At 35.2% G+C, this 16,538-nt stretch carries 25 protein-coding genes; 10 read left to right on the top strand and 15 right to left on the bottom strand.

Features of this window, described 5'->3' with window-relative positions; genetic code table 11:
* From KO464_10860 to KO464_10845, 4 genes are all read right to left on the bottom strand, one after another.
* Nucleotides 1-655, bottom strand: a 655-nt coding sequence (locus KO464_10860) for an NAD(+)/NADH kinase (protein MCC7573857.1), incomplete at its 3' end; no start/stop codon positions are given.
* Between the two features lie 28 nt (nucleotides 656-683).
* Entirely contained in the window at nucleotides 684-2,051 is a 1,368-nt protein-coding gene (locus tag KO464_10855; GenBank protein ID MCC7573856.1) for a TrpB-like pyridoxal phosphate-dependent enzyme, read from the bottom strand.
* 262 nt (nucleotides 2,052-2,313) lie between these two features.
* Nucleotides 2,314-3,063: a 2,3-diphosphoglycerate-dependent phosphoglycerate mutase gene (gpmA, locus tag KO464_10850; GenBank protein MCC7573855.1), complete on the bottom strand. Its 750-nt coding sequence runs from the start codon at nucleotides 3,061-3,063 to the stop codon at nucleotides 2,314-2,316.
* Between the two features lie 324 nt (nucleotides 3,064-3,387).
* Entirely contained in the window at nucleotides 3,388-3,738 is a 351-nt protein-coding gene (locus tag KO464_10845) for a class I SAM-dependent methyltransferase (GenBank protein MCC7573854.1), read from the bottom strand.
* An 85-nt stretch (nucleotides 3,739-3,823) separates the two neighbouring features.
* Here KO464_10845 and KO464_10840 point away from each other — a divergent pair, with 85 nt between their 5' ends.
* Entirely contained in the window at nucleotides 3,824-4,075 is a 252-nt protein-coding gene (locus KO464_10840) for a hypothetical protein (GenBank protein MCC7573853.1), read from the top strand.
* Between the two features lie 301 nt (nucleotides 4,076-4,376).
* Here KO464_10840 and KO464_10835 read toward each other — a convergent pair whose 3' ends face one another.
* Complete coding sequence (locus KO464_10835) at nucleotides 4,377-5,174, bottom strand: sugar phosphate isomerase/epimerase (GenBank protein ID MCC7573852.1); 798 nt, start codon at nucleotides 5,172-5,174, stop codon at nucleotides 4,377-4,379.
* Between the two features lie 125 nt (nucleotides 5,175-5,299).
* On the opposite strand from KO464_10835, the gene KO464_10830 reads away from it, so the two are divergent.
* The 5 genes from KO464_10830 to rnhB are packed head-to-tail and all read left to right on the top strand — an operon-like array spanning nucleotide 5,300 to nucleotide 8,815.
* A complete protein-coding gene (locus KO464_10830) occupies nucleotides 5,300-6,169 on the top strand; it encodes a zinc ABC transporter substrate-binding protein (protein MCC7573851.1) in 870 nt (289 codons plus the stop codon).
* Nucleotides 6,170-6,173: 4 nt separating this feature from the next.
* Entirely contained in the window at nucleotides 6,174-6,932 is a 759-nt protein-coding gene (locus KO464_10825; protein ID MCC7573850.1) for an ABC transporter ATP-binding protein, read from the top strand.
* A complete protein-coding gene (locus KO464_10820) occupies nucleotides 6,932-7,732 on the top strand; it encodes a metal ABC transporter permease (protein MCC7573849.1) in 801 nt (266 codons plus the stop codon). The genes KO464_10825 and KO464_10820 overlap by 1 nt, the downstream gene beginning before the upstream one ends.
* A 23-nt stretch (nucleotides 7,733-7,755) precedes the next feature.
* The gene (locus KO464_10815; protein ID MCC7573848.1) at nucleotides 7,756-8,148 is read left to right on the top strand and encodes a CopG family ribbon-helix-helix protein; all 393 of its coding nucleotides are present in this window, start codon (nucleotides 7,756-7,758) and stop codon (nucleotides 8,146-8,148) included.
* A gap of 19 nt (nucleotides 8,149-8,167) precedes the next feature.
* The gene (gene rnhB, locus KO464_10810) at nucleotides 8,168-8,815 is read left to right on the top strand and encodes a ribonuclease HII (GenBank protein ID MCC7573847.1); all 648 of its coding nucleotides are present in this window, start codon (nucleotides 8,168-8,170) and stop codon (nucleotides 8,813-8,815) included.
* 4 nt (nucleotides 8,816-8,819) lie between these two features.
* On the opposite strand, the gene KO464_10805 is transcribed toward rnhB, so the two are convergent.
* The 7 genes from KO464_10805 to KO464_10775 all read right to left on the bottom strand — a co-directional run bounded on the left by KO464_10805 (nucleotide 8,820) and on the right by KO464_10775 (nucleotide 11,678).
* Entirely contained in the window at nucleotides 8,820-9,002 is a 183-nt protein-coding gene (locus KO464_10805) for a hypothetical protein (GenBank protein MCC7573846.1), read from the bottom strand.
* A 44-nt stretch (nucleotides 9,003-9,046) separates the two neighbouring features.
* Entirely contained in the window at nucleotides 9,047-9,751 is a 705-nt protein-coding gene (locus tag KO464_10800; protein MCC7573845.1) for an aspartate/glutamate racemase family protein, read from the bottom strand.
* A gap of 294 nt (nucleotides 9,752-10,045) precedes the next feature.
* Nucleotides 10,046-10,339 carry a PRC-barrel domain-containing protein gene (locus tag KO464_10795; protein ID MCC7573844.1) on the bottom strand — a complete coding sequence of 98 codons (294 nt, stop codon included), beginning with the start codon at nucleotides 10,337-10,339 and terminating at the stop codon, nucleotides 10,046-10,048.
* 51 nt (nucleotides 10,340-10,390) lie between these two features.
* On the bottom strand, nucleotides 10,391-10,726 hold the full coding sequence (locus KO464_10790; GenBank protein ID MCC7573843.1) for a hypothetical protein: 336 nt from the start codon (nucleotides 10,724-10,726) through the stop codon (nucleotides 10,391-10,393).
* Between the two features lie 8 nt (nucleotides 10,727-10,734).
* Complete coding sequence (locus KO464_10785) at nucleotides 10,735-10,902, bottom strand: hypothetical protein (protein MCC7573842.1); 168 nt, start codon at nucleotides 10,900-10,902, stop codon at nucleotides 10,735-10,737.
* A gap of 64 nt (nucleotides 10,903-10,966) precedes the next feature.
* The gene (locus KO464_10780) at nucleotides 10,967-11,188 is read right to left on the bottom strand and encodes a histone family protein (protein ID MCC7573841.1); all 222 of its coding nucleotides are present in this window, start codon (nucleotides 11,186-11,188) and stop codon (nucleotides 10,967-10,969) included.
* A 115-nt stretch (nucleotides 11,189-11,303) separates the two neighbouring features.
* Nucleotides 11,304-11,678: a 30S ribosomal protein S8e gene (locus tag KO464_10775; protein MCC7573840.1), complete on the bottom strand. Its 375-nt coding sequence runs from the start codon at nucleotides 11,676-11,678 to the stop codon at nucleotides 11,304-11,306.
* A 70-nt stretch (nucleotides 11,679-11,748) separates the two neighbouring features.
* Here KO464_10775 and hypE point away from each other — a divergent pair, with 70 nt between their 5' ends.
* A complete protein-coding gene (hypE, locus tag KO464_10770) occupies nucleotides 11,749-12,756 on the top strand; it encodes a hydrogenase expression/formation protein HypE (GenBank protein MCC7573839.1) in 1,008 nt (335 codons plus the stop codon).
* Here hypE and KO464_10765 read toward each other — a convergent pair.
* Nucleotides 12,753-13,934 carry a CoA transferase gene (locus tag KO464_10765; protein MCC7573838.1) on the bottom strand — a complete coding sequence of 394 codons (1,182 nt, stop codon included), beginning with the start codon at nucleotides 13,932-13,934 and terminating at the stop codon, nucleotides 12,753-12,755. The two genes, hypE and KO464_10765, sit on opposite strands and share 4 nt — an antisense overlap.
* Nucleotides 13,935-14,162: 228 nt before the next feature.
* Between KO464_10765 and KO464_10760 the strand changes: the two genes are divergently transcribed.
* Both KO464_10760 and msrA read left to right on the top strand, forming a co-directional pair.
* The gene (locus tag KO464_10760; protein ID MCC7573837.1) at nucleotides 14,163-14,744 is read left to right on the top strand and encodes a rubrerythrin family protein; all 582 of its coding nucleotides are present in this window, start codon (nucleotides 14,163-14,165) and stop codon (nucleotides 14,742-14,744) included.
* A 103-nt stretch (nucleotides 14,745-14,847) separates the two neighbouring features.
* Complete coding sequence (gene msrA, locus KO464_10755) at nucleotides 14,848-15,330, top strand: peptide-methionine (S)-S-oxide reductase MsrA (GenBank protein ID MCC7573836.1); 483 nt, start codon at nucleotides 14,848-14,850, stop codon at nucleotides 15,328-15,330.
* 5 nt (nucleotides 15,331-15,335) lie between these two features.
* Here the strand turns inward: msrA and KO464_10750 are convergent, their stop codons facing one another.
* Both KO464_10750 and KO464_10745 read right to left on the bottom strand, forming a co-directional pair.
* Entirely contained in the window at nucleotides 15,336-15,497 is a 162-nt protein-coding gene (locus tag KO464_10750; protein MCC7573835.1) for a hypothetical protein, read from the bottom strand.
* A gap of 156 nt (nucleotides 15,498-15,653) precedes the next feature.
* Entirely contained in the window at nucleotides 15,654-15,974 is a 321-nt protein-coding gene (locus KO464_10745; GenBank protein ID MCC7573834.1) for a cupin domain-containing protein, read from the bottom strand.
* Between the two features lie 98 nt (nucleotides 15,975-16,072).
* On the opposite strand from KO464_10745, the gene KO464_10740 reads away from it, so the two are divergent.
* Entirely contained in the window at nucleotides 16,073-16,525 is a 453-nt protein-coding gene (locus tag KO464_10740) for a pyridoxamine 5'-phosphate oxidase family protein (GenBank protein MCC7573833.1), read from the top strand.
* The last annotated feature ends 13 nt before the right edge of the window (nucleotides 16,526-16,538 follow it).

The following is a 16,538-nucleotide window of genomic DNA, read 5'->3' as shown; positions in this document are numbered from 1 at the left end:
CTATGCCTTCCTTTGCCATCTCTTCATCATGACCTTCAAACAGCGCCTTTGAATCTTGAATAAGGTTTGGTACATAAGGCGTTTTTAGATAACCATATAGCTTCATCTTGAATTTATCTGCCCTATAGCTTTCTTCATCAATATCTAATACATCGGAATCCTTGTAATTAGATTTACCTTCTAAAAAAGCCTTGAGAAGATCAGACGCAGCCTTTGGATTAATTGCAAAAACAGAAGAGAACATCTTTACCCCTGTAGGCATCCCGACCACAGGAATTTCTGTGCCAATGGCCTCGCATATATCCCTTGCAGTTCCATCTCCACCACAGAATATGATTAGTTCAACTTGTCTTTTTTTGAATTCATTTATTGTTTTTAGAGTATCTTCCCTACTCGTTAATTCCTTGGGATTATATACTACTTCATACTCATGCCCTTTATTTTTTATATGTTCTTCGCCCATCTCGCCTGATGGGACTAGAAATTTTGCATCTTTTATGGGGCCAAGTGAATCAAAGAATACTTCTGCTCTTTTTCTTGACACTTTTTCAGCACCAAGTTCTAGAGCTTTTTCATAAAGGCCGTCAGTTCCCTTTAATCCTACTGAACCCCCCATGCCTGAAATAGGATTTACCAAAAAACCAAGAATTTTCATTTTACCACAAAAATAAAAAAATAGGAGGTTAGTCCTCCACAACTTTTGGAAGTTTTGTAAGTGATTGCTTCACAAGATCTGCAGGATACTCATAGTCTGTGAGTTTTCCTTCACGGAATAGTTCGTATGATTTCATGTCAAAGTGACCGTGTCCACTTGCATTGAATAGAATGATCTTCTCTTCGCCTGTCTGTTTGCACTTCTTTGCCTCTTCGATTACAGATTTAATTGCATGGGCAGTTTCTGGAGCTGGAACATGCCCTTCTGTCTGTGCAAAGAGCATGGCGGCTTCAAATATTTCGGTTTGATGATATGCCTGAGCTTCAATAATCTTTTGATCACAGAGTGAACTTACTATCGGTGAAGCACCGTGATACCTTAGTCCTCCGGCATGGATGCCTGGGGGAATGAAATCATGGCCCAAGGTGAACATCTTTGTAATTGGACCTAGTTTTGTAGAGTCACCGTAATCGAATGCATAGAGGCCTTTTGTTAGTGTTGGGCATGAGTGTGGTTCAACAGCAATAACTCTGAGGTCTTTCTTGTCGTCTTTTATCTTGTCATGTAGATATGGGAATGAAATACCTGCAAAATTTGAACCCCCGCCTAAGCAACCTATAACTATGTCGGGGTATCTTTCTTCCATCTTTAGTTGCTCCTTTGATTCAAGACCAATCACTGTCTGATGCATACAAACATGATTTAACACACTACCTAGAGAGTATTTTGTATTGTCATGAGTTGCAGCATCTTCTACTGCTTCAGATATGGCGATTCCAAGACTTCCAGGGTGTTCTGGATTATCCTTTAGTACAGATCTTCCTGCATTGGTCTTATTGCTTGGGCTTGGGAATACTTCTGCTCCCCATAAATGTATCAGATTCCTTCTGTAAGGTTTCTGCTCGTAACTTACCCTTACCATGTAAACTCTGCACGTTATGTCGAATAAGCTCGTTGCATAGCTTAATGCAGATCCCCACTGACCAGCACCAGTTTCAGTTGTTATCGTTTGTGTACCTTCCTTCATGTTGTAATAAGCTTGAGGTACAGCTGTGTTTGGTTTGTGACTTCCTGCAGGTGAAATTCCTTCCCATTTGAAGTAAATTTTTGCAGGTGTTTTTAGTGCCTTCTCAAGTCTTAAAGCTCTGTAAAGCGGAGAAGGTCTCCATACTGCGTAAATATCACGTATCTCTTGAGGGATATTAATCCATCTCTCTTGGGAAACTTCCTGTTTTAATATTTCCATTGGGAAGAGTACTGAAAGTTCTTCCAATGTTGCCTGTTTCAATGTTTGTGGGCTGTATACCGGAGCCAGAGGTTTTGGTAGATCTGCCTGTATGTTATACCATCTTTTTGGCATTTCGTTTTCGTCCAAAAATATTTTGGTTTTTTCCATGTTTATCCTCCTTTAATATTTTATTAAAAATCTAAAGATATGATTTATCTAAAAAAACAAGACTTCTAAAAAAGTCTAGATGTCTAATTTATACAAAAATTCCTATGAGTAAGCGAAAACCTGAAGGTAGGTCGCTTAGTATCGCCACCACCAAAATCTAAGAAAAGAGTCTTTTGTGACTACTTTGGTTGTATTGGATGGCTCTAAGCTCATAGTAACAAAAATTTTAATCATAAATGTATTTATAAATCTTTTGTATGATCTATTTTTTTGCCTTTCCTTGATTTGCAACTGATTTTATGGCTTTTTCAATTTCTTCCGGATCGCCCAAATAATAATGTTTTATTGGTTTTAGGTTCTTATCGAGCTCATAGACCAAGGGTATGCCTGTGGGTATGTTTAAACTAACTATTTCCTCTTCAGGGATGTTATCAAGATATTTTACAAGAGCTCTAAGACTATTTCCATGGGCAGCTATTAATACTCTTTTACCACTTTTTATTGTGGGAGCTATTGTATCATGCCAGTAGGGCATGAACCTCTCAACAGTATCCTTAAGGCATTCAGTCAAAGGAATCTGATCTTTTTTTAGGTCTTTGTAGCGGGGATCAAAACCAGGATATCTTTTGTCATTTATTTCTAATTCTGGCGGTCTTATATCGTAACTCCTTCTCCAGATTAAAACCTGCTTTTCACCATACTTTTCAGCCATCTCTGATTTGTTAAGACCTTGCAGAGCGCCATAGTGTCTCTCATTTAGCCTCCATGAGTTGATTACTGGTATCCACATAAGATCCATTTCATCCAATGCAAGCCACAATGTCCTTATAGATCTTTTAAGCACAGAAGTAAACGCTATGTCAAATACATATCCAGACTCAAGCAACACTTTGCCTGCTTTTTTAGCTTCTTCTATCCCTTTTTCTGAAAGGTCAACATCAGTCCAACCGGTAAACCTGTTTTCTTTGTTCCAAGTGCTCTCCCCATGTCTTAATAGAACAACTTTATACATCCAAATCGCCCTAAATTATTCTTATTATTTTTTTCCATGCCTTCTTTTTTAAGTCTATTTCCAACTGGCCTTAACAGCGGCATAAGAATCTTTATCATAGATAATTTTTTCAATCTTAAAATCATGTTTTTCTAATAGTCCAAAAATACCGTTTCTTTTAGAAAAGATTTGTAGTTGTCATAATTTTCTTTTCCTGCAAGAAATTCAGCAGCTGAATCCATTATTCTTTGAAAAGAAGTTTTCTTTTTTACAGTATAGTCGTAGATGATATCTTGTTTGTGATTTTTTTTACTTCTTCCAACGCCTTGGCTCTAGTTCTTGATTTCATTTCATGGAGGCACAGGGAAAAATTGCATAATCAAATCTATCTTTCGTTAATCTGGAAACTTTTTCGGCATCGCCTTGAAAAAACTGGGCGTTAGAAATATTATTTTCTTCTTTTCTTGAATTGGCGTAATCAATCATCTTCTTTGAAAGTTCAATACCTAAGACGTATCTACATCTTCCTGAGAGGTAAAAAGCCAATGCTCCTGTACCACATCCAATATCGATAACTTTAGAATCATTTTCAATTAGGCTTGAAATTATAGTTCTAGTACTCTCTGTGGCCGGATATATCAAATATTTGTACGCTCTTCTATCGTACCAGTGTTCTTTGTCATTTTTTTGTTTCATAATATCTGTTCAGTGATATAAGATTAAACTAAATAATACTTAAATAGTTATACTAATTATATTATGCATAAAGGGGGAGGAGTACATGGGAGACGAATCAAACAATGAAGCTAGTGAAGATCCAAAAATTATCTTGCGTGAGAAAAATATTAGCCTATTTCTTGATTCATATGATGACCTGTTTTCAGATTTTGATCCAAGGCCTTATTCTGCAAGAGGACTTTCTGATGATTTCTTGATTGAATGTAGAAGGGCCGTAAGAGGGAAAAAGACTGAATCTCCAATACTTGAACTAAGATTACTTGTACCAAAAAATAAAAGAAGAATAACAAAATAGCCCATGATTAAGAAAAGATTGAAAGACTATTTCCAGAATCAGGCGAAAGAAAAGCAAAAAGAGATGGCACAGACAAGGCGGGAAGGAGTTAAATGGATTTTCATAGGCCCTAGTCTCCTCTCTTTTGCTAACTCAAAAAGATTTTTTATTCAGCTTACCTTTAATCATAACAGAGCCAGGGGGCTGGTTTAGCTTTTGGACAGGCCTAGATAAATTATTTATTGAACCAAAAGGGAAAAACCTGAGTTGGATTTTAACAATAATATGGCAAAAATGATTATTAAGTTCTATGACTATTAGATTAAAACAAATAATTTTTTTCTTCTAAGAATTTGCGGCTCTTTAGAATATCTTCAGTTTTTGTCATTTCAAGTATTATCCTGCCCTTATAGTTAATTTCTTTCAAAACCCTGAATATCCCCGGGAAATTTATATTTCCGTCTCCAAGCGGTAGATGATTATCAAACTCCCCGAAGTTATCATGCAGATGCATATGGATTAGATACTTCCTTAAATCGTAGATATATTCGCCTATGTCTACATTGTTAGTTTCAAGGTGGCCAACATCCATAGTGTGTTTTATCTCTGATAGTTGTTTATTTTCAAGAACTTCCAACACTTCCTTAGATACCCTCATTGTCGTGATAAAGGTGTCAGGCATATTCTCTAAAGCAATAGTCACACCATAATCCTTGTTGTAATCTGATATCTCCTTCAGAGAGTCAAAAAGTATTTGTTTTGTGTTCTCTCTTGACTTACTTGTAGCTGCAGAATGCCTTCCTGGATGAAATGTCAGTATCTTTCCACCTATTTCATTTACTGCAAATATGGAATATTTTACCTGTCTTACTGATTCTTTCCTTATGCTCTTGTTTAAGCTTGATATGTTGATATCTGAGAAGGGCGAATGTACCGTATAGTCGAAATTATAAGAAGAGATCAGATCTTTAATTTTGGTTAATGTTTCCTCATCAATTGCGTGATTATTTTCTGCAACTATCTCTAGAAGCTCGAAATTATTGGTTTCTCCCCATGAAAGGGCATTTTCTAGAGATTCTCCATAAAATGCAAGTGAAGAAAACCCTAATCTTTTGTTCATCAAAGTTGAGTGCAACTAGCTCTTTTAATGGTTTTCTATTTATTAATTATGTTTAATTATTTTATTAATATTTATTATAGAAAGCTTTAAATATTATTATTAATATATATTTCAGAGGTTATGGAATGAAGAGTTATTTATTGATTATTTTTTTGACATTTTTAATTGCGCTCTCATTAGGCTGTGCAAATGAAAAAACTACAGATTCTGATGGGAGAATTGTTGTTTATGCAACGGTATCTCCCCAAAAAGAGATGATCGAGGCCGTTGGCGGGGAAAAGGTCAACGTTAACATTATTGTTCCACAAGGTGGAGACCCGCATACTGCAGACTTAAAGCCGAGCCAATTAGCTGATTTGTCCAAAGCAAAAATATATTTTATGGTCGGATCCGGGATTGAATTTGAGGTAAAATCGATGGACAAAATAAAAGACTTGAATAAGAATATGATTGTTGTCGATAGCTCAAAAGGAATTGGCTTAATTGAAATGGTGGAAGATGATCACAATGAAGATGGAAATGATCCCCATATCTGGACATCTTTGAGAAACGGAAAAATTATGGTCCAAAACATATATGAAGGCCTAATTGCAGCTGACCCGAATAACAAAGAATACTACCTGAAGAACAGAGATGATTATCTAGAAAAACTGGACGAAGCAGATAACTACATAATAAATGAATTAAAGGATATGGATAACAGGTCATTTATGATATTTCACCCCTCTTGGGGCTATTTTGCAAAGGATTATAATCTAAATCAGATTGCAATTGAAATTGAAGGGAAAGAGCCAACTTTGCAATCTCTAGCTCACACAATAGAGGAAGCAAAGGAACAGAACATTAAAGTCATATTTGTTTCTCCTGGATTTAGTAGCAAAGCGGCAGAAATTATCACAAAAGAGATCGGCGGAAAGACCGAAGTTATTGATCCCTTAGCAGAAAATTATATAGAAAATCTTAAAATCACAGCAAACAAAATAAAGAATCAGTAATATTATGAATAATGAAATTATCCGAATAGAGAATCTATCGTTTGATTACGGAGACCATAGAGTTTTAGAAGATATCAATCTTACAGTTTATGATGATGATTTTCTCGGGATAATAGGGCCAAACGGCGGGGGAAAATCAACACTTCTGAAAATTATCCTTGGCCTTCTCACACCTACAGAAGGCACCATTTCCCTTTTTGGTAAGAATCCAAAAGAAGGTAGAAAATATGTCGGATATGTCCCACAGTATACCTTAGTTGATCGGAACTTTCCAATTAATGTTGAGCAGGTGATCCTCAGTGGCAGGATAGGGCATACTGATTTCTTGAGAAGATACTCGGGAGCAGATAGAAAAATTGCGAACAAAGCCATGAACATAATGGGGATTGCAGACATTAGAAATATTCAAATTGGAAAATTGTCTGGTGGGCAGCTGCAAAGAGTCCTAATAGCAAGGGCCCTAGCAACAGAGCCCAAACTTCTTTTGCTCGACGAACCTACTTCAAATATTGATGTTCAGGCAGAAACTGATTTTTATGATTTCCTCCACGAGCTGTCTGAAAAGATGGCCATCATACTAGTTACACATGATACAGGGGCCATATCGTCACATGTTAAAACAATTGGGTGTATCAATAAAACTCTTCATTATCACGGCGAGAAAAACATACCTCCAAAAGTATTCGAAAAGTTGTATGGATGCCCAATAGAACTTATAGGGCATGGCATACCTCATAGAGTTTTGAAGGAGCATGAGGACTGATGGTATTCCAGTATGTCTTTTTCCAAAATGCAGTTATGGCAGGTATCTTGGCTGCAATTGCGTGCGGTGTAATAGGCTCATATGTTGTAGTCAAAAGATTAGTCTTCATATCTGGAGGCATATCGCACGCTGCATTTGGCGGGATAGGTTTAGGATTATTTTTAGGATACAATCCTCTTTTAACTGCAATTATCTTCAGTGTTTTTTCTAGTTCTATACTCGGGATTATATCCAAAAAAGCATACCAACGTGAGGACACCTTAATCGGTGCAATGTGGGCTATTGGGATGGCATTTGGGATATTCATGATATATCAGACACCGGGATATATGCCCGATCTTGCTAGCTATCTATTTGGAAATATTCTAACTGTTTCAAGGATAGATATATTGATTATGATTGCCCTAAACATTGTCATTGCCCTCATAGTTTTTATTAGATATAACGAGTTTCTTGCTTTCTCTTTTGATGAAGAATTTTCTGAAGTTACAAATGTTCCTGTCCTGAAAACCTATATTGTTTTACTGTCTCTTGTAGCTTTGACAGTTGTAGTCTTGGTAAGTGTTGTTGGGATAATATTAGCCATGGCACTTCTTACACTTCCTGCAGCAACAGCGAGCATTTTTACTAACAGTCTCAAAAAAATGATAATATTCTCTATCCTTATCGGAATAATCTATATGCTTATAGGAATCGGTATGTCTTTCTTCCTTAATCAACCATCTGGGGCCACAATTGTCCTTGTTTCAGGTATATCATACCTCGGGATTTTAGGGATAAAGTCTTTAATAAGAAAATAATACTTAATTTTGGAAGGGATTGAATGTCTGTTATTAGTATTTCAATTAACGATGAACTACTTGATAAACTTGATAAATTGCTCGCTGTCAAAGGATTTTCAACTAGGTCTGAAATCTTTAGGGAGGCATTGAGGGATTATGTCACAACTGAAGTCTGGGAAGAAGGAAAAGGGCATTTAGTAGTCACTGGTATGGTTATCTCAAGTAAGAAATCAGAAAGTCCATTGAACACCATCCACCACAAATACGAACATGTAGTTGAGACAACTTTACACACGCATCTGGATGAAAAAAACTGTCTTGAGATTTTTATTCTAAAAGGCGAGACTAAAGAGATTAAAGAGTTTTTGACTGAATTAAAAGGTCTAAGTGGCGTCAAGGCAGTAAGACATGCTTTACTTTCTACGGAGGTTTAAAGTAATGCAGGTGTGCGGTGTGGACGAAGCAGGGCGGGGTCCTGTCATAGGGCCGCTTGTAGTGGCTTCTTTCTCAGTATCTGAAGATAAACTTAAACAAATTGAATCACTCGGCGTAAAAGATTCAAAGAAACTTACTGCAAAAAGGAGAAAAGAGTTATTTTCAGAATTATTAGGCCTTCAAGGAAAATATTATTTTAGGGTATTGAGCCCCACTTTTCTGAATAAGGAGATGAAGAACCGCACTCTAAATGAGATTGAGCTTTTAGCTTTCAAGGAAGCTATTGTTGGACTTAATGCTCCAATAAATCGGGTGATATGCGATTCATGCGATGTTGATGCAAATCGATTTTCTGATAATCTAAAAGAAGCGCTTGGTGATGAATTTTCTTCATGTGAGATCATAGCTTCCCACAAGGCCGAAGATAAATATCCAATAGTTGCAGCTGCTTCGATATTTGCAAAAGTAAAGAGGGATGAGCTTATAAAAAAAATTGAAGAGGATGAGGGCGTTTCATTTGGAAGTGGCTATCCTAGTGACCCAAAGACTATAAAATTTCTTGAAGATTACTATAAATTAAATAATAGTTTTCCTGATTTTGTGAGGGCAGAATGGAAAACTTTAACTAATATCAAATGCTCAGTTAGTCAGAGAAAACTCTTTTAACTTTTTATTTGTCTTTAACACCAATTCCTAAGATGGTAACGACTACTATTGCCATGATGGCTGCAAGAATAAAGTTACCAAATATTAAGTAAAAGACGATACCAAGACCAATACCAATCAGCATATTTGTTCCTTCTGATCTGAACTTCTTCTGTTTATGTTGTTGCTTTATTTTTTCCTTTTTCATGATTGTCTCCTCTCCACAGATTTTTTTAGACTCCTTAATAAATTTTACCCTTGATAATCATTCAATGAAAACTCCATGGCCGCCAACATATGTATCTTTAGTGTTTCAAATAGTGGAACTTCAAATTCTTTAGAATTTATTACCATTGGAAGCTCAGTGCATCCCAATATAATGCCTTCTACACCTTTTATAATAAGATCGTCTGCTATTCTTTTGATTTCTTTTTTAGAGGCCAAGTTTACATTTCCATATGCTAGCTCTTTATAGATTATATTATTAATTATCGCCCTATCCTTTGCATCAGGAACTAAGACTTTTAATCTATGTCTTTCTGTTAGTCTATTTTTATAGAATTCCATCTCCATTGTGAACTTTGTACCAAGAAGTCCCACAGAATTAATTCTATTTTTCTTTATCTCTTCAGCTGTTGCATCTATTACATTTATTATAGGAATCTTGCTCACTTTTTCTAGGTCTTCTGCTATCAAATGCATAGTGTTTGAGCATATGACAATTCCTTTGGCGCCAGCCTTCTCAAGACTCCCAGATATTTCGATTATTTTATCTTTGATTAAATCCCAGTTATTTTGTAGCTCAAGAGTCAGAATCTCTTCAAAGTCAACTGAATATACTATCAATCTTGCAGAGTGATTTCCCCCAAGTTTTTGATTTACCAGCGTGTTTATGGTCTTGTAGTAATCAACTGTAGACTGCCAGTTCATCCCACCTACAAATCCCAGTAGTTTCATAAATTGATTTATTTTTATATACATAAATACTTATCTAAGTTTTAGAATAAAGGGCTAGAAATATAAGTCATAACGATGAAAAGAATCTCATGCGATTAAACGAAATGAATTCTATCTTATATGCAATCCTTTTAGCATTCATCTATTTTATATTTTTCATAGGTATTAACTTTATTTTATTTAAGAATAATGATTATAAAACGCCTCTAATAGGAGCTATTACTTTCTCTATTGCTTACTTGGTAATAAAGAGATTAATGGAACTTAGAATAGAAAAGAAGATAAAAAAATAATTTATTCGGGAACCTTTGCGAACATTCCTACTCTTTCGCTCTTCTTTGGAATTCTTCTGACGTCAACTATGATGAAGTCCTTGACAGCTCTTACAGCGCTAAAAGGAACAAGAACTAGATTTTCCTTGTCCGTTATCATATTGTCCAAAATGACATCAGTTGTAGGCTCCACAACAAGAGCTATGAGCTCTCCAGTATCTTCATTTATGACCATGTCAAAAAGAGTTCCAATTTCATGACCTTGTTCTGTTACAATCATCTTGTCTCTTAATCTAGTTGCTGCAATCTTACCCATAAAATCCCCTTATAATATATTGTTATGTAATTGTGTGAATATAAGTTTTTCCTATTGTTTTTCAAGTAATTCAATAATTTTATCAAGTTTCTCCTGCGTCATCAATGTGTAAGGGCTTCTTTTGGCCTCTACCATCTGCGTAGCCTGTGGAAACTTGACAAATTTATCAAGAACGTATCCTAAAATATAAGTTGCTACGAAAGATATGGGCACCAGAATCAATAGAAGCTCGGTAGTTTTTAGATCGATGATAAGTTTTATTTTATCTGAAGCTGCTATGATAAGAAGTGCAAAGTTTACATAGACTAGAAACTGCCTACCAAGATCAAATCTATACTTTTGTTCCAAAAGAGACCTTCTTATGCCTTTGAGTTTTTCCTTTGACATAGAATACCTCATATGACCTTTTTATCTTTCAAGAAAGAAACAAAACAGTTCTTACTGCAAAAATAAAGTCTAGTGAGGTGCTTTTTATCCTTCCACAACTCTAGAACTATACGATTTTTGTCTTTAATATCAAATTCAGTCTGACAATATGCACATTTTTTTATTTTTTTTTCCATTTACCTCACCAATCGGGAAACAGTATCAAATATAAGATTTTCTGCCATCTATTAAAGAAAAAAATTAAATATTTAAATCCCTTAAGGCAAGTTCTATATCTTCTGCCTTTATAGTCTTTCTTTTAGCATGTGCTGAATAATCTTTAGCCTTTCTTGCTATTATTCTTGAGTAATCCTCAAGAGCAACGCCTAAGACTTTGCATGCATCTTCTGAAACTCTTTCAGCCCCTTCTTTCCTAAGTAGTCTTTCAAGGGGGGCTAGAGGAAGTTCTTCTGGCTCTCTCATAATTATACCTCCTTAGATTGCCGAAAAAGGCAAAAATTAAACTTAAAATTATTAATAAAAAGTCTTATTTAAACTTTTCTCTAAAAAAGACATTAATTAATTTCAAAATGAAAATTTATTCAATTAAAACGGCGTTTATTGCTCCGTCTTGTCCGGGTCTTGAAGTTACTCTTGCTTTTCCAAGCTCTGTGTTTATTATTGCACCCTTTGTAATAATGCTTCTTCTGACGAAATGCCTGTTAGCTGGATTATCTGCTACACTTGTGATCTTTGCTTTCTTATATCCTTCTTTTGTGAGTAGATTAGAATAATCATTCTTCATCAGTTTCATTTTTTCTGTTCCACCCAAGCACCTTACCTTTTTCTTACTAACTTCTCCAATTACAGTAAAAGTTGATTCTCTACCTAGTTCTCTCTTAAGTTTTTTTCTTGCTTGTGTGATTCTTCCACCAGTGAATTTTCTTTTTGATTTAGCCTGCCAAATTGACACATTATCACCTTTATATCTGGCCTAAAAGGTCTAACAATGTTTATAAAGTTTTCCTATATTCTAATCTTATATGGGCGAGTTTACTTCCGATATAATAAAGTCAGAGCATGGTGGAGGGGGGGACATGATGGAAACGATGATCAAGTCTCTCTACATCAATGGATTCTCTCTTAATAAGATTCAGGGAGGATTGGGACTTCCAGATATGGATGATTCTGGGACTATACCATTTGGCGACGGGCACATAGTATTTACTACTGACTCTCATACAGTAACCCCTCTCTTTTTTCCAGGAGGAGATATTGGACGACTTTCAATTTCTGGTACAATAAATGACCTTTCAGTTATGGGTGCAAAACCACTTGCTCTATCTTCGGGAGTTATACTCCCAGAAGGATTTTCTACTGACCAATTTCGGAAAATCATAAAATCTATGGATGAAACTTTGAAAGAAGCAGACGTTCCATTAATAACAGGAGATACAAAAGTTGCTGGAAATGATCTTTTTATTAATACCTCTGGTGTTGGATATACACACAATTTACTTTCGGACAAAGATCTTAAAGAAGGAGATCTGATCATAGTTTCTGGAACTATAGGGGATCATGGCGCCTCAATGCTTTCTGTAAGAGAAGACATACCATTTTTATCTAGCATCAAATCAGATGTTGCACCCCTAAATAAGATGATTGAAAGAATACTTCCTTACAAAATTCGTTCAATGAAAGACCCCACAAGGGGTGGCATCGCCAATTCATTAAATGAATTTTCAAAAAAATCAGGAGTAAGAATCGAGATTAAAGAAGAGAAAATACCTGTCAGGGAAGAAGTAGCTTCTATATGCGATATTCTTGGACTAAACTTTATGGAAATAGCATGTGAAGGCAAAGTTTTGATTTCTGTTGAACGTGAAGATGCCGAAACAGTTCTTGATCTTATAAGAAAAGATCGTCGAGGAAAAAATGCGGCCATTATCGGAGAAGTGAAAAAAGGAGAGAAAGTAATTCTTGAAACAGTAATAGGGGGGAGGAGAATTTTAGAGCCTCCAGTGTCAGATCCTGTTCCAAGAGTATGTTAAACTATATCTTTTTCTTTCAATGATTTTATCTGTTCTTCAGTGTATCCAAGAGCGGTTAATATTTCTTCAGAATGCTCCCCAAGAACCGGAGGAGGTAGTTTTATAGATCCTCCCGTTTCCGATAATTTGACAGGTAATCCTGGAATTTTTATTTTTCCGTAAAATGGATTTTCTACTTCTTCAATCATCTTTCTGTGTAATACTTGAGGATCATTTAATAAGCGGTCAATAGTATAAATAGGCCCAGAGGGGATACCTGCCTTTTCTAAAAGAATTAGCCAATCCTCCCCAGATTTTTTTATGAGTATCTCTTCTATTATTCTAACAAGTTCGTCTCTATTCTTTAGACGTTTTCCGTTGTCTGAGAATCTTTCATCTACAGTTATGTCAAGCCCAAGGACTTCACAAAATTTTTTCCACATGTCTTCGTTTCCAACTGCAATATTGATGAAAATATCCTTAGTTCTAAAAGACTGATATGGGCAGATAAGGGAATGGGCACTTCCGATTCTCGATGGAATTTTCCCTGCGGCAAGATAGCCTGTTGCAAAATAAGTTTGCCATGAAACCTGGCAGTCCAGCATAGAAGTATCGATAAATTGACCTTTTCCTGTTTTTGATCTTGCAATAATAGCATTAAGAATTCCATAACATGCAAACATGCCTGCAGAGATATCAGTCACAGCGATTCCTATTTTAACTGGACCACCGTTCGGTTCTCCAGTTTCGCTCATAAGTCCACCCATGCCTTGTAATATAAGATCGTAACCAGGCTTGAACTTATATGGGCCATTCTGGCCGAATCCCGATATAGAACAATAAATTAGTTTTTCATTTATTTTTTTCATCTCTTCATATCCAAGTCCAAGTTTCTCCATAGTCCCTGGCCTGAAATTTTCTAACAAAATATCAGATTTCTTCACTATTTTTTTTACAACTTCTCTTGCTTCTGACTCTTTTATATTCAAGGTTAGACTTTTTTTGTTTCTATTTATGCTAGCAAAATAAGTGCTCAAGTTTTCATAGATATAGGGTGGTCCCCATCCTCTAGAATCGTCCCCTCTTTTTGGTCTTTCAACCTTAATTACTTCGGCGCCCATATCACCTAGAAGCATGCTGCAATAAGGGCCAGACAAAGCTCCTGTAAAATCAATTACTTTTATTCCATCAAGCGGCATCATTAAAAAACACCTTGAATTTAATTGATAATTAAATTTAAATAACTTTTCCACTCAAAAGAATAAAAAGAAAAAAAGAGAATATCTAACATTTTCTTTAGATTTATTAATTACAGCATAAATAAATTATACGATCATCTTAGATTTATGATTATTTCTTTATAGTTCTCTATTTTAAAAAGGGTAAATTTTAATAGTAGTTTACATTAATATTGTTGGAGTGATATAATGAGCAAAACATTAGAAAATTTGACCAAGGCTTTTATTGGAGAAAGCATGGCAAGAAATAGATATACGATATATGCTAAGATTGCCTATAAAGAAGGATACGATCAAGTATCTGAACTCTTTCTCCTAACAGCCGACAATGAAAGGGAGCATGCCAAATGGCTCTTTAGGATGATTAACGATATTAAAAAGAAGGAAGGAAACCCTACAGAAATAAAGGTTGAAGCAGAAGCTCCTCTAATACTAAGCAATACAATTGAGAACATCAAAGGCGCGATAGCCGGTGAGCACTATGAGTATGCCAACATGTATCCTGAGTTTGCAGACACAGCAGAGAAAGAAGGGTTCAAGGACGTCGCAACAAGACTTAGAGCAATTGCAGTAGCAGAAAAGCATCATGAAGGAAGATACAAGAAACTCATAAAAGAACTACAAGAAGGAACATTTTTCAAAAAGAAAGAAAAAGTTGTATGGGTATGCAGAAAGTGCGGATATATAAACGAAGGTACCGAGCCCCCAGAGATATGCCCTTCCTGCAACCATGAAAAAGCTTACTTTGAAAGACAGTGTGAATCATACTAAGATTTTTTATTTTTATTATTCTTTTTAATTATAACATCAGATTATTACTCTTTTTTTATTTATAGTAAATAGGATTATAACTATTAATAGGATAATTTTGATTATGAGTAAAATCGAAAAGGCGACATTTGCAGCTGGATGTTTTTGGGGAGTAGAATCCGCATTCTGTCAGATAGATGGAGTTATATCAACACAAGTAGGTTATTCTGGGGGGCGTACAGAAAATCCCGCCTATGAAGAGGTATGCACGGATAAAACTGGTCATGCAGAATCTGTACTAATTGAATTCAATGCTGATATTTTATCTTATGATAAGTTACTAGAATTATTCTGGAATATACATGACCCAACAACACTCAACAGGCAAGGTCCAGACGTTGGAAGTCAGTATAGGTCAATTGTGTTTTATCACAGCGAGGATCAGAAGAATAAAGCATTGACCCTAAAAGAAAGACTTGAAAAATCAGGTAGATTTAACAGTAAGATAGTTACAGAAATTATTCCTGAAAGTAAATTCTACAAAGCAGAAGATTACCACCAGAAGTACTTCCATAAGCACGGTATAGTAAGGTGCAAATCCAAATAATCATACTATGAAAGATACACATAGTAAACGATTGTATTCAACATAGTTAGAGGTATTCCCACTTTTGCAAATTCAAGGAAGGTAATAGTTTCGTTTGACTTCTTTTCTGCATTCTGTATAATAATGACTGTGCTTGCTGCCCTCAGAATAAATAGATTACCTGCCATATCTCTAATTGATATTTACTACTTGCCTTACTGCAATCAATAAGAATACTATCAAGAGTACTACTACTTAAATCAAAGTGGTTCACTCTTGGCATTAGTATATAAGCGTTCCTAGGTAAAAATAAATAAAAAATTTATTCCGAAATAGACTAAAGATCAAACATAGTCTTCCCTATGGGGGTAGAATATGTCTATGGCCTTTGTTTTTTTTAATGCTTTACCTGTGTGGGGTATGTTGGGAGGTATTATCGCTACGTCACCTGGTTTTAATATCTTAGTTTCAAGACCAACTGTTAACTCAAACTTTCCCTCAAGCATACTCAACACTTGTTCATGTGGATGCATATGTTCTGGAAAAAATGAGTCTTCTTCTATTGTCCAATGGGCTAAAGTTATGTTCTCAGTATGAATAAATTTAGCTTTATACCCAGGATAAATCTCTTTTTTCTCAATGTCATTTAAGTTTTTAAATGCCATAATTGACCCTTACTAATTAGCGTTTTTAAATTTTACTAATTATTCCAATTCTCTTTTAAATAGAAAAATGATAAATAACTAAAAATCAAAGGTATTTTATGAACAGGAAAGACAGGGAGATAAAAAATTTTGGTGAAATTGAAAAAGTAATAAATAAAGCAAAGGTTCTAAGGCTTGCAGTTTGTGAAGATAATAACCCTTATGTCATACCGTTAAACTTTGGGTATAAGGAAAAATGCATCTATATACACTCTTCAAAAAAAGGGATGAAAATTGATATTTTAAAGAAAAACAATAAGGTATCATTTGAAATTGATGATGGTCATGAACTAGTTCTATCTAAAAAAGCATGTGATTTTTCTATGAAATATATTAGTATTGTAGGATATGGCAAGGCCCATTTCATTTCTGATTCAAATGAAAAAAAACATGCGCTAGATATAATAATGTCACATTATTCCGAAGGTGATTTCGAGTATTCATTAAAAGAACTAGAAAAAATCTGTATAATCCGGATAGATATCGAGTCAATGACTGGAAAAAAATCATAACATTTATATATTA

This window comes from Methanofastidiosum sp., assembly GCA_020854815.1.
Taxonomy (GTDB): domain Archaea; phylum Methanobacteriota_B; class Thermococci; order Methanofastidiosales; family Methanofastidiosaceae; genus Methanofastidiosum.
The sequence above is the reverse complement of the archived record's forward strand: the minus strand, read 5'-3'. Positions and strand labels throughout refer to the sequence as shown.

Coding starts and splice junctions, on each gene's coding strand:
- KO464_10855 (MCC7573856.1), bottom strand. CDS start 2,051: ATGGAAAAAACCAAAATATTTTTGGACGAAAACGAAATGCCAAAAAGA.
- gpmA (MCC7573855.1), bottom strand. CDS start 3,063: ATGTATAAAGTTGTTCTATTAAGACATGGGGAGAGCACTTGGAACAAA.
- KO464_10845 (MCC7573854.1), bottom strand. CDS start 3,738: ATGAAACAAAAAAATGACAAAGAACACTGGTACGATAGAAGAGCGTAC.
- KO464_10840 (MCC7573853.1), top strand. CDS start 3,824: ATGGGAGACGAATCAAACAATGAAGCTAGTGAAGATCCAAAAATTATC.
- KO464_10835 (MCC7573852.1), bottom strand. CDS start 5,174: ATGAACAAAAGATTAGGGTTTTCTTCACTTGCATTTTATGGAGAATCT.
- KO464_10830 (MCC7573851.1), top strand. CDS start 5,300: ATGAAGAGTTATTTATTGATTATTTTTTTGACATTTTTAATTGCGCTC.
- KO464_10825 (MCC7573850.1), top strand. CDS start 6,174: ATGAATAATGAAATTATCCGAATAGAGAATCTATCGTTTGATTACGGA.
- KO464_10820 (MCC7573849.1), top strand. CDS start 6,932: ATGGTATTCCAGTATGTCTTTTTCCAAAATGCAGTTATGGCAGGTATC.
- KO464_10815 (MCC7573848.1), top strand. CDS start 7,756: ATGTCTGTTATTAGTATTTCAATTAACGATGAACTACTTGATAAACTT.
- KO464_10805 (MCC7573846.1), bottom strand. CDS start 9,002: ATGAAAAAGGAAAAAATAAAGCAACAACATAAACAGAAGAAGTTCAGA.
- KO464_10800 (MCC7573845.1), bottom strand. CDS start 9,751: ATGAAACTACTGGGATTTGTAGGTGGGATGAACTGGCAGTCTACAGTT.
- KO464_10795 (MCC7573844.1), bottom strand. CDS start 10,339: ATGGGTAAGATTGCAGCAACTAGATTAAGAGACAAGATGATTGTAACA.
- KO464_10790 (MCC7573843.1), bottom strand. CDS start 10,726: ATGTCAAAGGAAAAACTCAAAGGCATAAGAAGGTCTCTTTTGGAACAA.
- KO464_10785 (MCC7573842.1), bottom strand. CDS start 10,902: ATGGAAAAAAAAATAAAAAAATGTGCATATTGTCAGACTGAATTTGAT.
- KO464_10780 (MCC7573841.1), bottom strand. CDS start 11,188: ATGAGAGAGCCAGAAGAACTTCCTCTAGCCCCCCTTGAAAGACTACTT.
- hypE (MCC7573839.1), top strand. CDS start 11,749: ATGGGCGAGTTTACTTCCGATATAATAAAGTCAGAGCATGGTGGAGGG.
- KO464_10765 (MCC7573838.1), bottom strand. CDS start 13,934: ATGCCGCTTGATGGAATAAAAGTAATTGATTTTACAGGAGCTTTGTCT.
- KO464_10760 (MCC7573837.1), top strand. CDS start 14,163: ATGAGCAAAACATTAGAAAATTTGACCAAGGCTTTTATTGGAGAAAGC.
- msrA (MCC7573836.1), top strand. CDS start 14,848: ATGAGTAAAATCGAAAAGGCGACATTTGCAGCTGGATGTTTTTGGGGA.
- KO464_10750 (MCC7573835.1), bottom strand. CDS start 15,497: ATGGCAGGTAATCTATTTATTCTGAGGGCAGCAAGCACAGTCATTATT.
- KO464_10745 (MCC7573834.1), bottom strand. CDS start 15,974: ATGGCATTTAAAAACTTAAATGACATTGAGAAAAAAGAGATTTATCCT.
- KO464_10740 (MCC7573833.1), top strand. CDS start 16,073: ATGAACAGGAAAGACAGGGAGATAAAAAATTTTGGTGAAATTGAAAAA.